Genomic DNA, 14,410 nt, shown 5'->3' with positions numbered 1-14,410 from the left:
GTCAGACCGCGATCTTGCCGCCGCCCTTCTTGGTGATCGCCACGATGGACGGACGCGGCGGCATGTCCGGCTTGAAGTCGGGCCAGCGGGTCGAGGGGTTCTCGAAGGTCGCCGGTTCCGCCCGCGGGTTCTCGTCGTCGGCCTCGCCCGGATGCTGGACGGCGACGAAAAAGGTCTCGCCGTCGGGGGTGAATTCCGGCCCGCACATCTCGGCGCCCATCGGCACCTTGAAGAACAGCTTCGAGGTGCCGCGCGCCGCACCCTCGGTCTCCACCGCCCAGATGCCGTCATTGCGGCCGGTCTTGGACGGCATGTTGCCGTCGGTGGCGACCCACAGCCGGCCCTCGGAATCGATGGCGCAATTGTCGGGCATGCCGAACCAGCCGTCCTTGGTGGTGTTGGCGTTGAAAGTGGCGCCGACGGCGGCCACCGAGGGATCGCCGCAGCGCACCAGGATGTCCCAGGTGAATTTCAGCGCGGCGTGATCGCGGCCGTCGGGCAGCATCTCGATGATATGGCCGAAACGGTTGTCGGAACGCGGATTGGCGGCGTCGACCTGGGCGCCGGTGCGCCTGCTGTTATTGGTCAGCATGACATAGACCTTGTCGGTCTTCGGATTGGCCTCGACATCCTCCGGGCGGTCCATGCGGGTGGCGCCGAGCAGGTCGGAGGCGCGGCGCGCCTCGATCACCACGTCGGCCTGAGAGGCGAAGCCGTTCTCCTGCGTCAGCGGCCCCTGGCCGTGGATCAGCGGCAGCCAGTCGCCGGTGCCGTCGACATTGTAGCGCGCCACATGGAGCGTGCCGGTCTCCAGGAGGTTCATGTCCTCGGCCCGATTGCCCGAGACCTTGCCGGCGGTGACGAATTTATAGACGTAGTCGAAACGCTCGTCGTCGCCGGCATAGATGACATATTGACCGTCGCGCGCGGTGATGCCGGCGGCGCCCTCGTGCTTGAAGCGGCCGAGCGCGGTGCGTTTCTTCGGCACCGAGTTCGGATCGAAGGGATCGATCTCGATCACCCAGCCGAAGCGGTTGGCCTCGCGCGGCTCCTTGTTGACGTCGAAACGCTCGTGATAGTCGGCCCAGTTCATCCAGCGGCCGGGAATACCCATGCGCCGGTAGTTGCGATATTCCGGGTGATCCTCGGCGAGCGTGCCGGAGAAATAGCCGTTGACGTTTTCCTCGCAGGTCACCCAGGTGCCCCAGGGCGTGCGGCCGCCGGCGCAATTGTTGAGCATGCCGCGCACCTTGCGGCCCTCCGGATCATAGGCGGTGCGCATGCGCGGATGGCCGGCGGCCGGGCCGGTAATCTCCATCTCGGTCTCGGCGGTGATGCGCCTGGCGTAGCGGCTGTCGGCGACCACGGACCAATGCGCGCCGTCCTTGCGGATCTCGATCACCGAGCCGCCATGGGCCATCATCTCGACGCTCGCCAGTTCCGGCGTCATCTTGGCGAAGGGCGTGCCGCCGCGCGCGGTGACCCGGCTGTCCTGCACGCCGATGCCGGGGAACATCAGTTCCTCGTTGGTATATTCGTGATTGACGCAGAGCAGGCCGTGGCGCGACGGGTTGGCGGCCCCCGGCATGGGAATATAGCCGAGATAGTCGTTGTTGTAGCCGAACTGCTGCGCCTGGGCGGCGCCCGATTGGCTCTTCGGATCGAAGGCGGGCGCGCCCGGCAGCACCGGATCGCCCCAGCGGATCAGTACATTGGCGTCATAGCCCTCGGCGACCTCGGCCTTGTCGGTCGGGGCCGAGGACAGCTCGTTGAAGGCGAAGGACGGCGTGGTGTTGGCGCCGGCGGCCTCGGCCGTTGCCAGCGCCAGCGGCGAGACCGTCGCGGTGATCGCGCCGACGCCGAGAATGCCCTTCATCAGGTCGCGCCTGTTGAAGCGCACCGCGATGATGTCGCCGATGGTCGGATTGTCGGAGAGGTTGGTGCCGGCGTTTTCCGCTTCCTCGGCCTGCTGCGAGCGATTGAGGGCGGTTTCGTGCGCAAGGGGGGCGGCGGGATGGATGTCGTCAGTCATAACCTGCTCCAGAATGGGTCACCTTAGTCCGGATCTCTCACACCGGCTACGGTCGGCCCGAAGGGTTGCGCTGCAGCGGACATGCGCGGTGTCGACCGGCTCGACCCATAGGAAACGCGCTGTTGGCCGCCTTCATGGCACTTGTCGCATCGCAGCAACGGCGCAGACCGTGGCCCGTGCGAGAGATTCGGGCGGGATCTTGCATGGCAAGCGCGACAAGCCGGTGACTGACGCACGGGCACCGGCGCCGTTGAAACATTTGGCCCGATTCAGGCCGTCCTGGCGTCATCGCGCGGACATGCCGGCTGGATATTCGATGTCGGGCAACGGAAGCGAAAGGCCTTCTTTACGGCCTTGGCCTTATGCTCATCGACGGTGGGTATGTGTTGCGTTGGGAGTGGGTCATGGAGCGGGTTCTCGGGTTCCAGACGATCGAGGCCGATCTCGCCAAGCTGATGCGCGCCGCCGAGCGCGCGGGCCTGGCACTCGGCTGCATCGATCCGGAAGAGACGCAACTGGTGCTGCCGGGCGATCCGGTCGCTTCCAGCTGGTCGCTCGGGCGCATCGGCGCCTGGACCATTACCGGCGCGCTGGCCGTCGCCTTCCTGGTGCTGTGAACCGATCCGTCAGGACATTGTCGAAGAGCCGGCCCGGTCTCGACGCGATCCAGCCATGAATGAGCCGCGACGGCCCGCTTCAACGGAGCGATGAAAGCACGGTTCGCGGTCCTTGCCGATCTCTCGTTTTTCGCTGGCTTCCTGGCCTTGTTCCTTGCGCTTGGCGCGGCTGCACTCGCCGCCCTGACGCTGGCGGGGGAGCTCGGCGCGGTCCGCGCCCCGCTCGACATCATCAACCATTTCCGGCCGCTGATCCTGCTCGCGGCCATCGCCGTGCTGGTGCCGGCGGCCATGCTGATCCGGCGGCGGGCCGGCGGGGTCGCCGTGGTGCTCGCCGGTCTCGTGCTGATCGCGCAGGGGCGCATCGTGCTGCCCGAACATATCCGGCCGCCGGTGGCACTGGCCGCGACGCCGGGGCCGGAGGCAAACACCATCACCTTTGCCTCTTACAACATGCTGAGCCAATACACGTCGCCCGAGCGGTTGGCCGCCTGGGTGAAGGATGAGGGCATCGACGTCATCGTTCTGCAGGAGGTCGGCGGCGGTGGTCGCAAAGCCGTGGCGGAGCTCGCGCGCATCCTGCCGCATGTCCACGCGCCCGGCGGCGACGTGGCTCTCCTGTCGCGTTTTCCTCTGTCGGGGCAGGATCTCGTGGGCCGGCTCTACGACGAGGGCGTCAGGACCCGCCCCGACCTCGTCGCCGCGACCGTGCATCCGCCGGGCAAGGCGCCGTTTCGTGTGATCGGCGTCCATTTCGGCTGGCCCGAGCCGGCCCGGTCGGGCCAGCCGATCCAATTCGACTGGCTGGCACGGGAATACCTGGCGTCTGCGCCGACCGCGCGGGTCCTGCTGGCCGGCGACTTCAACTCGGCGCCGGGCTCATTCGCTTTCCGCCGGTTCGAGGCCCAGCTGCCGCTGACGCGCGCGACCCGAGGCCTGATGAGCTTTCCGACGGGGCGCGGCGTCTTCGGGTTCAAGACCGGGCGGCCGGTCCTGCCGATCGACCATATCTTTGCCGGCGCCGATCTCGCGCCGCTGCAGGTGGCGCGCGGTCCCGATCTCGGATCGGATCATTTTCCGGTCGTCGCGCGTCTCAGCCTGCGCTGAGCCGGCCGGCCGAGCCTCCCGTCGTTCCGAAAAGAAAAACGGGCGCTCGCGCGCCCGTTGGGAGGTGACCGCCACAAAGCGGCGGCTGGGAGGAAGCTTCAGCCGGAACTCTCGCCCCGGAATGCCCTGCCATGTCCGAGCTGGCGGGGCGGACGAGCGATCGTCCGCCCCTGAACCGGCTCAGGCCGAGTAGTACATGTCGTATTCCACCGGGTGCGGCGCCATTTCGAAACGCATCACCTCGGCCATCTTCAGCTCGATATAGCTGTCGATGAAGTCGTCGTTGAACACGCCGCCGGCCTTCAGGTAGTTGCGATCCTTGTCGAGGCTGGCGAGCGCTTCGCGCAGAGAGCCGCAGACGGTCGGGATCTTCTTCAGTTCCTTCGGCGGCAGATCGTAGAGATCCTTGTCCATGGCGGCGCCCGGATCGATCTTGTTGGTGATGCCGTCGAGGCCGGCCATCAGCATGGCCGCAAACGCCAGATAGGGGTTGGCGGTCGGATCGGGGAAGCGAACCTCGACGCGCTTGGCCTTCGGGTTGGACGTCCACGGAATACGGCAGGAGGCCGAACGGTTGCGCGCCGAATAGGCGAGCAGAACCGGGGCTTCATAACCCGGGACCAGGCGCTTGTAGGAGTTGGTCGACGGGTTGGTGAAGGCGTTCAGCGACTTGGCGTGCTTGATGATGCCGCCGATGTACCACAGGCATTCCTGGCTGAGGTCGGCATATTTGTTGCCGGCGAACAGCGGCTTGCCGCCCTTCCAGATCGACTGGTGCACGTGCATGCCCGAGCCGTTGTCGCCGAAGACCGGCTTCGGCATGAAGGTGGCGGTCTTGCCGTAGATGTTGGCGACCTGATGGATGCAGTACTTGTAGACCTGCATCTGGTCGGCCATGTGGGTCATGGTGTCGAACTTCATGCCCAGTTCGTGCTGGGCGGAAGCCACCTCGTGGTGATGCTTCTCGACCTTCACGCCCATCTTGGCCATGGAGGCGAGCATCTCGCCGCGCATGTCCTGCAGGCTGTCGATCGGCGGAACCGGGAAGTAGCCGCCCTTGGTGCGGACGCGGTGGCCAAGGTTGCCGCCTTCGTAATCGGTGTAGGAATTGGTCGGCAGCTCGCTGGAATCGACCTTGAAGCCCATGTGATAGGGCTCGGACGAGAACTTCACGTCGTCGAACACGAAGAACTCGGCTTCCGGGCCGACGAAGATGGTGTCGCCGATCTTGGTCGACTTCAGATAGGCCTCGGCCTTCTTGGCCATGCCGCGCGGATCGCGGCCATAGGGCTCGCCGGTGGTCGGCTCGAGCACGTCGCAGACGATCGAGAGCGTGGTCTCGGCGAAGAACGGATCGACGACGGCGGTCGACGGATCGAGCATGAGCAGCATGTCCGACTCGTTGATGGCCTTCCAGCCGGCGATCGACGAACCGTCGAACATCGTGCCTTCGGCGAAGATCTCTTCGTCGATCATGGTGATGTCGAAGGTGACGTGCTGCCACTTGCCCCGCGGGTCGGTGAAGCGGAGATCGACGTATTTCACGTCGTTTTCCTTGATCAGTTTCAGAACGTCCTTGGCAGTCGTCATGGGTGCTTCCTTTGTGGTTTGCACGTTCACTCAAAACGGCGGGCTTGCCGCCGTCGTTGGAATTGGCCGCCGAAAGTGGGATTGGCCGCCGGGATCAGATGGCGTCGAGACCGGATTCGCCGGTGCGGATGCGGATCGCTTCCTCGATGGTCGAGACGAAGATCTTGCCGTCGCCGATGCGGCCCGTCTGGGCGGCGCGCCGGATCGCCTCGATGGCCTTTTCGACCATCTCGTCGGGCATGACGATCTCGATCTTCACCTTGGGGAGGAAGTCAACGACATATTCGGCGCCGCGATAGAGCTCGGTATGGCCCTTCTGGCGCCCGAAGCCCTTCGCCTCGGTGACGGTGATACCCTGGAGGCCGACCTCCTGGAGGGCTTCCTTCACCTCATCGAGTTTGAACGGCTTGATGATCGCCTCGATCTTCTTCATTCCGGTCTGCTCCTATGGTCCGCGGGCCGGCGGATGGTGCCGACGCTCAGACCATTTCGCGGGCTTGCAGGAGCCGTGCCAGACCCGCCCGAATGGAAAAGGCACGTGATTTCAAGGGCTGCGCGCAATCCTGAGTGGATCGACCCCACATGTGGCCCTCGATGTGAGCGGAAAATAGGCATATTGATTAAATTGCGGGCAGGCAAGTTGTTCCGAGGGCGGATGACGCAAGAGGAGAGCTTTCTTGTTTGCTCAATTCTTGTGCAAATTTCCCCGAATAGCCTGTCCTGAGCTGTAAGGGTTGACGCTGGATCCGCCTTGCGGCCAGTGTTTGACCATGCCTGCATTGCTAACGCCCACGGAAATGGCCGAGGCCGACCGGCTGACGATTGCCGCCGGTCCGTCAGGCGAGGTGCTGATGGCGCGCGCCGGTCTTGCGGTTGCCGATGCGGTGTCGCGATCGGCCCCGCTGGGCGGCCGGGTCGCGGTGGTCTGCGGCCCCGGCAACAATGGTGGCGACGGTTATGTCGCGGCCCGCATTCTCAAGCACCGCGGCTATCGCGTGACGCTGTTCGCGGAAGGCCCGCCCGACGACCGGGCAAGCGATGCGGTGGCAGCCGCCGGCGAGTGGCATGGGCCGGTCGAGCCCTTGTCGGAATGGTCGGAAGCCTCGGCCGGGCTGGTCGTCGACGCGCTCTACGGCGCCGGGCTGTCGCGTGACATCACCGGGGTGGCGGCCGAGCTGATCGCCCGGCTGAACCAGTCGGCTTGCCGGGTGGTGGCCGTCGACATTCCCTCCGGCATCGACGGCGCCACCGGCCAGCCGCGCGGCATCGCCGTCGAGGCCGATGAGACCGTCACCTTCTACCGGCGCAAGCCCGGCCACCTTCTCATGCCCGGGCGGCTTCATTGCGGAACGCTGCGGGCCGCCGATATCGGCATCACCGACGAAGTGCTGACGGTGATCGCACCGAAGACCTTCGCCAACGAGCCGGGCCTGTGGCGTGGCCTGTTCCCGTTCCCCAAGGTGACGGCGCATAAATATGATCGTGGCCATGCGGTGGTGGTCTCGGGCGGGCTCGCCGAGACCGGCGCGGCGCGGCTTGCCGCGCGCGGGGCGCTCAGGGCAGGGGCGGGGCTCGTGACGCTGGCTTCGCCGCCGGAGGCGCTGAGCGTCAACGCGGCCCATCTGACCGCCATCATGCTGGCGCGCATGGCCGGCCCGGTCGGTCTCAACGAGATCCTGGCCGACCCGCGCCGCAACGCCGTCTGCCTCGGCCCGGCGCTTGGTGTCGGCGACGGCACGCGCGCGCTCGTCGCCGAAGCGCTGGCGAGCGGCGCCGCCGCCGTGCTCGACGCCGATGCGCTGACGAGTTTCGCCGGCGAAGCCGACCGGCTGTTCACCGGCATCAAGGCCTGGCCCGGCCGGCCGGTCGTGCTGACCCCGCATGCCGGCGAGTTCAAGCGGCTGTTCGGCCCGGCCGAGGCCGCCGCCAAGCTCGAGGCGGCGCGCGCCGCCGCCATGCTGTCGGGCGCGGTGGTGGTATCGAAGGGGCCCGATACGGTGGTCGCGGCGCCCGACGGGCGCGCGGCGATCGCCGCCAATGCGCCGCCCTGGCTGGCCACCGCCGGCTCCGGTGACGTGCTGGCCGGCATCATCACCGGGCTCCTGGCGGCGCGCATGCCGGCCTTCGAGGCGGCCTGCGCCGGTGTCTGGCTGCATGGCGAGGCAGGCCTTGCCGCCGGCATCGGGCTGATCGCGGAAGATTTGCCGGAAGCGCTGCCCACGGTCTTGAAGGCGTTGCTCGCGGCCGGGTGAGGCCAGGCGACAGAGAGGGCCGATTCCGTGGCGGCGACGACGCTCGAAGCCGTTTCGGCGCGCAAGATGGCGGCCGAAAGCACTCCACGTCATCCCCTTCCCCTCGCTTCGCTCGGCCTCAGGCAAAGCATTTGCTTTGCCTTGGGATGACGTAGCGTACGCGTCGGCAGCCGTTCCGGCCGCAAACCAACACGTCGCCTGCGCTTCAGCGCCGGCCGTTCAACCAGGCTTCGCAGCCGCGGATCGGATTGAGCTGGCAGGAATCGCCCGCATAGCCGTTGGCCCGTTGCATCGCGGCTTCCAGCTGCCACATCCGCGCCGTCCACTGGGGCATGTAGGCGAAGCACTGGGGCTGCGGCATCACCACGCCCTGTGCGGCGTAGAGCGCCCGCTGCTGCTGGGAGGCGGCCGATTCCTGCATGCAGCGATAGGCCAGGGCCTGGACCTGGCGATATTCGGACTGGATATCCTGCGCCATGGCGGCCGGCGCGAGCGCGCCCATTGTCAATGCGGCAGCGATCGACACCATCAGCGCGCGGGCCATGACCATCTCCGTTTGCAGGGGCGGACCGCTTGCCGGCCCGCGAACGGGATCAGGTCTAGAAAGGATGCCCAGTCACGCCCATTGCCGGCGCTTGGTGATCGTTGATCGGGATGGGGCAGCGATCGGGGCGAGGGGCGTTCAGCCGGTATTCTTTTCGCTCGCCGCGGCGATCATCGCTTCCGCCATCCGCTTGAAATGGGCGCTCGGCCCCTCGGCGCCGGCGCTCTGGCGGCTGATCCTGGCGCCTTCCAGCAGCAGCCACAGCGTGTCGGCGACCAGTTCGGGCTCGGCGAGCCGCGCGCGCACGCACAGGCCGACGAAGCGGTCGCGGTGCGATTTCTTGCCCGCCTCGATCACCCGCCGCGCCGGATGATCGTCCTCGGCCAGGTCGATGGCGGCGGTCGCCATCTCGCAGCCACGTTCATCGGCTTCGATACAGGCAGCGCCACATGCGATCCAGGCGCTGATCTGGCCGTGCGGATCGCCGGGATGCTCGGCCTCGAGATGGTCCCACCACAGGATCGACTCGTCGACCGCCCGCTGCATACATTCGACGATCAGCTCGTCCTTCGAGCGAAAATGCCGATACAGCGTCATCTTGTTGGATTGGGCGGCCTCGGCGATCGCGTCGACCCCCACCGCCCGGATGCCATGACGATAGAACAGGTCGCGCGCCGTCGCGACGATGCGATCGCGGGGGCGCAATGTGGCGGCGTCATCCATCCTGTCATGTTGCAAGATCGTGTCCGACATGGCGCGCTCGCGAGTTTCCGATCCGTAACAATACAGACTGTTACTGACCGGTAAGTATTTGGTATTGGAGTGGCCCGGTCAAGGGGTCGTTCGGGTTATGGCTCGGGCGGATGACGCACTCATTGCGCGCGCTCAGGGGGGCCTGTAGACGCGTTGCGGCCGAGTGCAAGGCAGTTTTCGGCAGGACAGGGCTTATGGCGTCACACCGCAAGGAGCTAACCGTCGATCAGTTGCTCGACGATCCGATGATCCGCGCCGTCATGCGGGCCGATCGCGTCGATCCGGTCCGGCTGAGGGCCATGCTGGCGCGGCAGACGGCAAGCCTCGGCGAATCGCAGCGCACTCTTGCCGCCGCGACGCCATCGGTGGCCCGGACGCTTGCCAATCTCTGCGCGGCCGCTGCTTGCCGGAACGGGGCCGGACCATGGTAAATTTCTTCATCCACCGCCCGATCTTCGCGTCGTCGATCGCCGTCATCATGGTGCTCGCCGGCGCGATCGCCTATTTCCTGCTGCCGGTGGCGCAGTTTCCCAACATCACGCCGCCGCAGGTGGTGGTCAGCGCCAATTATCCCGGCGCCAGCGCCCAGGTCGTCGCCGATACCGTGACCACGCCGCTCGAGCAGGCGATCAACGGCGTCACCGGCATGACCTATATGTCGTCGGCCAGTTCCAATGACGGCTCCTCGCGCATCACCGTCACCTTCGATGTCGGCTATCCCCTGGCGATCGCCGCGGTCGACGTGCAGAACCGCGTGTCCCAGGCCGCCTCCGCCCTTCCCGGCATCGTCAACCAGGGCGGCGTGTCGATCACCAAGCAGAACCCGAACTTCGTGCTGATCGTCAACCTGACCTCATCGGACGGTTCGGTCGACCCGATCGCGCTCAGCAATTTCGCCTATTTGCAGGTCGTCGATCCGCTAAAGCGCGTGCCGGGGGTGGGCGACGTGCTGATCTTCGGCGAGCGGCGCTACTCCATGCGCATCTGGCTCGATCCGGACAAGCTGGCCAATCTGGGCATCACCGCCGTCGACGTGCAGCAGGCGGTGGCCGAGCAGAACGTCCAGGTCGCCGCCGGCAAGATCGGCCAGCCGCCGACGCCATCGGGCACCGCCTTCGAGATGCAGGTCAATGCCGCCGGGCGGCTGAGCGATCCGCAGGAATTCGGCAATATCGTCGTGCGCGCCAATGCCGCCGCCGGCTCGGTGGTGCGGCTGCGCGACGTGGCGCGCATCGAACTCGGCGCCCTGCAATATTCGTCGACGGCCTTCTACAACGAGCAGCCCACCGTGGTGCTCGGCGTGTTCCAGGCGCCGGGCTCGAACTCGCTGCAATTGCAGAAGAACGTCGAAGCCAAGATGAGGGAGCTGCAGGCCCGTTTCCCGCGCAGCGTGGAATACGGCCTGCATTACGACACCACGCGCTTCGTCGCGGCCGCGATGGAAGACGTCGTCAAGACGCTCCTCGAGGCGCTGATCCTGGTCGTCGCGGTCGTCTTCATCTTCCTGCAGAGCTGGCGCACCACGATCATCCCGGTCATCGCCATTCCGGTCTCGCTGATCGCCACCATGGTGGTGATGCTGATGCTCGGCTTCTCGATCAACATGCTCAGCATGCTGGGCATGGTGTTGGCCATCGGCCTGGTCGTCGACGACGCCATCGTGGTGGTCGAAAATGTCGAGCGGCAGCTGGAGGCGGGGCATCCGCCGCTGGAGGCGGCCCAGCTCGCGATGAAAGAGGTGACCGGCCCGATCATCGCCACGACAGCGGTGCTGATGGCGGTGTTCATCCCCGTCGCCTTCATTCCGGGCGTCGCGGGCCAGCTCTACAACCAGTTCGCGCTGACGGTGGCGATCTCGGTCGGCATCTCCGCCTTCAACTCGCTGACCCTGAGCCCGGCCTTGTCGGCGGCCTTCCTGCGCCATCGTCCGCCGAGCAATTTCTTCCTCTACCGATGGTTCAACGCCGGCTTCCATAGCTTGTCGCACGGCTATGCCGCCTCGGTTCATGGGCTGGTCAGGCTGCGCTGGCTGGTGCTCGCGCTGTTCGCGGTGGTCATCGGCGCGACCTATTGGATCTCGACACGCATCCCCTCGACCTTCCTGCCGGTCGAGGACCAGGGCTATTTCTTCGCGGTGGTCCAGTTGCCCGACGGCGCCTCGCTCGAGCGCACCGACGCGGTGTCCAAACAGGTGCGCGACACGCTGCTGGCGACGGCCGGCATCGACAAGGTGATGTCGATCAGCGGCTTCAACTTCCTGACCGGCGCGGCGCAGTCGAGTTCCGGCGTGCTGTTCGCCATTCTCAAGCCGTGGCACGAGCGTGGGCCGGGCCTCAGCGCCACCGACATCGTCAATGGCGTCCGCCCCAAGCTGTTCGGCGTGCCGCAGGCGCTGGTCTTCGCCTTCGAGCCGCCCTCGATCCAGGGCCTCGGCGCCACCGGCGGTTTCGAATTCCAGCTCGAGGATCTCTCCGGGCGCGGTGCCGCCGCCGTCAACGAGGCCATGCAGGCGCTGCTGGCGGAGGCGCGCAAGCAGCCGGAGCTCAATCCGCAGACCCTGTTCAGCACGTTCTCGACCTCGACGCCGCAGTTCCGCTACGACCTCGACCGCAACAAGGCCAAGCTCCTCGGCCTCAACCTGCCCGACGTGTTCAACACGCTGCAGATCTATCTCGGTTCGCTCTACGTGAACGACTTCAACCTGTTCGGCCGCACCTTCCGCGTCACCTTGCAGGCCAACCAGGGCGCGCGCGCGGCCGCCGCCGACCTGACCCGGCTCTATGTCCGCAACGCCTCGGGCGCCATGGTGCCGCTGTCGACGCTCGGCACGCTGCAGCCCATTGTCGGGCCGGAGACCGTGACGCATTACAACAATTACGGTTCGGCCCTGATCAATGGCAGCGCGGCGCCGGGCTTCTCCTCGGGCCAGGCCGTGGTGGCGATGGAACGGGCGGCGGCCACCGCCCTGCCACGCGATTTCGGTTTCGAATGGACCGGCATCACCTTCCAGGAGCTGAAGGCCGGCTCGATCGCCATCGTCGTCTTCGCGCTCGCCATCGTCTTCGTCTTCCTGATCCTGGCGGCGCAATATGAAAGCTGGTCGATGCCGTTCATGGTACTGCTGTCGGTGCCGCTCGCGCTGTTCGGGGCGCTGCTGGCGATCTGGCTGCGCGGCCTGCAGCTCGACGTCTATTCGCAGATCGGCTTCGTCATGCTGATCGGGCTGGCGGCGAAGAACGCCATCCTGATCGTCGAATTCGCCAAGCGTCGCCGCGAAGAGGGGCTCAGCATCATCGATGCCGCGACCGAGGCGGCCCGGCTCCGGCTCCGCCCGATCCTGATGACGGCCTTCGCCTTCATCCTCGGCGTGGTGCCGCTGATGCTGGCGACCGGGGCGGGTGCTGCCAGCCGCCAGTCGCTGGGAACGGCGGTGTTCGGCGGCATGCTGGTCGCGACCATCCTGACGCTTGTATTCGTGCCGGTGTTCTATGCGATGATCGAACAGTGGCGTGAGAAGACCCTGAAGCATCCGGTCGGAGCGCCCCCGCATGGGGCGACCGGCCATGCCCAGGCCGCGGAATAAGACGGGAAATTGCCCATGCCCCTTGGAAAAGTCAGGTTCAGCGTAGCAATCGTGGCGGTCGCCGCGGCGGCCGGCGCCTATTTCGTCCTACGTCACCAGCCCGGCGTCGAGCGTGCCGCGGCGGCGCCAGGCCCGGCGGCGCAGGCCATGCCGGTGCCGGTGGCGGCGGTGGTCAAGCGGACGATGCCGATCTATCTCGACTATGCGGCACGCACGGAATCGATCCGCAACGTCGTCCTGCAGGCGAAGATCACCGGCTATATGGGCGTGCAGAGCCGGGCCGACGGCACCGATGTCAAGGAAGGCGATCTGATCTACCAGATTGACCAGCGCGACTATCAGGTGGCCCTCGACAGCGCCAACGCCCAGGTCGACCGGGACGCCGCGTCGCTCGAATATCTGCGCTCCAACCTCAATCGCGGCAACGAGCTCGCCCGCAACGGCTATCTGGCGCGGGATTCGTTCGAACAGCGCACGAGTTCGGTGCGCCAGGGCGAAGCGCAGCTCGCCATGTCACGCACGGCCGTGCGCGGCGCCGAGCTCAATCTCAGCTATACCGAGATCCGCGCGCCCTTCACCGGGCGCCTCGGACGCAACCAGGCGCCGGCCGGCACGCTGATCAGCGCGGCCGGAACGCCGCTCAACACGCTGGTGCAGCTCGCCCCGATCTACGTGACCTTCAATCCGAGCGAGACCGACCTGGTCGAGATCCAGAAGGCGCGGGCGGTCGGCAAGATCGAGGCGCAGGTGCGCGTGCCCGGCGAAACCCAGGGCCGGCACCGCGGCGAGCTGACCTTCATCGACAACAGCGTCGATCGTGCGACCGGCACCATCGTTGCCCGCGCGACGATCGACAATGGCGACCTGGCCCTGCTGCCCGGCCAATATGTCAATGTCCGGCTGGTGATCGGCGAGCGGCGTGACATGCTGCTGGTGCCGCAGGTGGCGATCGGCTCCAACCAGCTCGGCAAGTTCGTCTATGTGATCGAGGAGGGGGGCAAGGTCGGCATCCGGCTCGTCGAGCTCGGCCCGATCGACGGCGACCTCGTCGCGGTGGTCAAGGGGATCCGCGAGACCGACCAGATCATCAGCGGCAACCTGCAGAAAATCTTCCCCGGCATGCCGGTCGCGCCCTTGCCGCCGCGCCCGCCGGCGGCTGCCCCGGCACCGGCGGCTTAGGCGCATCAGGCGTGGCCGGCCGCGGGCCGGCCGCCGGGCTTGGTCAAATGCCGAGAAAGGCGCTGCGAATGGCGTCGTTGTCGATCAGGTCCTGCGACCGGCCGTTCAGGGCCGTATGGCCCTTTTCCAGCACATAGGCGCGGTGCGAAATGCGCAGCGCCTGGCGGGCATTCTGCTCGACCAGCAGAATGCCGGTGCCGCGCTTGTTGATCTCGCCAATGAGGTCGAACAGTTCGCGCACCAGTTTCGGCGCCAGACCCAGCGACGGTTCGTCGAGGATCAGCAGCTTCGGGCGGCTCATCAGCGCGCGGGCGATCGCCAGCATCTGCTGCTCGCCGCCGCTCATCAGGCCGGCCAGCTGCCGGCGGCGCTCGGCGAGCCGGGGAAAGATCGCGAACATCTCGTCCAGCGCCTCAGTCAGCAGCGCGCGGTTCTTCTGGACGTAGCCGCCCATCAGCAGATTCTCGTAGACGCTCATCTGCGGCATGATCAGCCGGCCCTCCGGGCAGAGCGCGACGCCGAGCGGCACCATGTCGTGGCATTCGGTGCGGGTGACGTCCTGTCCGTCGAAGACGATGCGGCCATGCTGGGGCCGCAGCGCGCCGGCGATCATCCGGACCGTCGTGCTCTTGCCGGCGCCATTGGCGCCGAGCAGGGCGACGATCTCGCCTTCGGCCACGGTCAGGCTGACGTCGCGGACCGCGACCGCTCCGGCATAGGCATAACTGATCTCATGGACCTCGAGCATGGCGG

At 66.7% G+C, this 14,410-nt stretch carries 12 protein-coding genes; 6 read left to right on the top strand and 6 right to left on the bottom strand.

The window, feature by feature from the left end:
* Position 1: 1 nt before the first annotated feature.
* A complete protein-coding gene (locus AC07WJ_RS31460) occupies positions 2 to 2,032 on the bottom strand; it encodes a PhoX family protein (protein WP_494938664.1) in 2,031 nt (676 codons plus the stop codon).
* 404 nt (positions 2,033 to 2,436) lie between these two features.
* On the opposite strand from AC07WJ_RS31460, the gene AC07WJ_RS31455 reads away from it, so the two are divergent.
* A complete protein-coding gene (locus AC07WJ_RS31455; protein WP_494938663.1) occupies positions 2,437 to 2,649 on the top strand; it encodes a hypothetical protein in 213 nt (70 codons plus the stop codon).
* A gap of 90 nt (positions 2,650 to 2,739) precedes the next feature.
* Positions 2,740 to 3,756, top strand: a complete 1,017-nt coding sequence (locus tag AC07WJ_RS31450; protein WP_494938662.1) for an endonuclease/exonuclease/phosphatase family protein — start codon at positions 2,740 to 2,742, stop codon at positions 3,754 to 3,756.
* Between the two features lie 180 nt (positions 3,757 to 3,936).
* On the opposite strand, the gene glnA is transcribed toward AC07WJ_RS31450, so the two are convergent.
* Together glnA and AC07WJ_RS31440 are read right to left on the bottom strand one after the other, a co-directional pair.
* Positions 3,937 to 5,346: a type I glutamate--ammonia ligase gene (gene glnA / locus AC07WJ_RS31445; protein WP_494938661.1), complete on the bottom strand. Its 1,410-nt coding sequence runs from the start codon at positions 5,344 to 5,346 to the stop codon at positions 3,937 to 3,939.
* 94 nt (positions 5,347 to 5,440) lie between these two features.
* Positions 5,441 to 5,779, bottom strand: a complete 339-nt coding sequence (locus AC07WJ_RS31440; RefSeq protein WP_136964319.1) for a P-II family nitrogen regulator — start codon at positions 5,777 to 5,779, stop codon at positions 5,441 to 5,443.
* A gap of 337 nt (positions 5,780 to 6,116) precedes the next feature.
* On the opposite strand from AC07WJ_RS31440, the gene AC07WJ_RS31435 reads away from it, so the two are divergent.
* Positions 6,117 to 7,598 carry an NAD(P)H-hydrate dehydratase gene (locus tag AC07WJ_RS31435; RefSeq protein WP_494938660.1) on the top strand — a complete coding sequence of 494 codons (1,482 nt, stop codon included), beginning with the start codon at positions 6,117 to 6,119 and terminating at the stop codon, positions 7,596 to 7,598.
* Positions 7,599 to 7,803: 205 nt separating this feature from the next.
* Here AC07WJ_RS31435 and AC07WJ_RS31430 read toward each other — a convergent pair whose 3' ends face one another.
* Positions 7,804 to 8,142 carry a hypothetical protein gene (locus AC07WJ_RS31430; protein WP_494938659.1) on the bottom strand — a complete coding sequence of 113 codons (339 nt, stop codon included), beginning with the start codon at positions 8,140 to 8,142 and terminating at the stop codon, positions 7,804 to 7,806.
* Positions 8,143 to 8,280: 138 nt separating this feature from the next.
* The gene (locus AC07WJ_RS31425) at positions 8,281 to 8,895 is read right to left on the bottom strand and encodes a TetR/AcrR family transcriptional regulator (protein ID WP_494938658.1); all 615 of its coding nucleotides are present in this window, start codon (positions 8,893 to 8,895) and stop codon (positions 8,281 to 8,283) included.
* 194 nt (positions 8,896 to 9,089) lie between these two features.
* Here AC07WJ_RS31425 and AC07WJ_RS31420 point away from each other — a divergent pair, with 194 nt between their 5' ends.
* Genes AC07WJ_RS31420 through AC07WJ_RS31410 form a run of 3 tightly spaced genes read left to right on the top strand, consistent with a single transcriptional unit; the run spans position 9,090 to position 13,657 of the window.
* Positions 9,090 to 9,326 (top strand): hypothetical protein, encoded by a 237-nt coding sequence (locus tag AC07WJ_RS31420; protein WP_494938657.1) that lies wholly within the window; start codon positions 9,090 to 9,092, stop codon positions 9,324 to 9,326.
* On the top strand, positions 9,320 to 12,478 hold the full coding sequence (locus AC07WJ_RS31415) for an efflux RND transporter permease subunit (protein WP_494938656.1): 3,159 nt from the start codon (positions 9,320 to 9,322) through the stop codon (positions 12,476 to 12,478). Before AC07WJ_RS31420 ends, AC07WJ_RS31415 begins: the two co-directional genes overlap by 7 nt.
* 15 nt (positions 12,479 to 12,493) lie before the next feature.
* Complete coding sequence (locus tag AC07WJ_RS31410; protein WP_494938655.1) at positions 12,494 to 13,657, top strand: efflux RND transporter periplasmic adaptor subunit; 1,164 nt, start codon at positions 12,494 to 12,496, stop codon at positions 13,655 to 13,657.
* 43 nt (positions 13,658 to 13,700) lie between these two features.
* Here the strand turns inward: AC07WJ_RS31410 and AC07WJ_RS31405 are convergent, their stop codons facing one another.
* Positions 13,701 to 14,405 carry an ABC transporter ATP-binding protein gene (locus AC07WJ_RS31405; protein ID WP_494938654.1) on the bottom strand — a complete coding sequence of 235 codons (705 nt, stop codon included), beginning with the start codon at positions 14,403 to 14,405 and terminating at the stop codon, positions 13,701 to 13,703.
* Positions 14,406 to 14,410 lie beyond the last annotated feature (5 nt).

This window comes from Phreatobacter sp. GW821-FHT04C01 (assembly GCF_059420385.1).
This window is presented reverse-complemented; position numbering and strand designations above follow the sequence as displayed.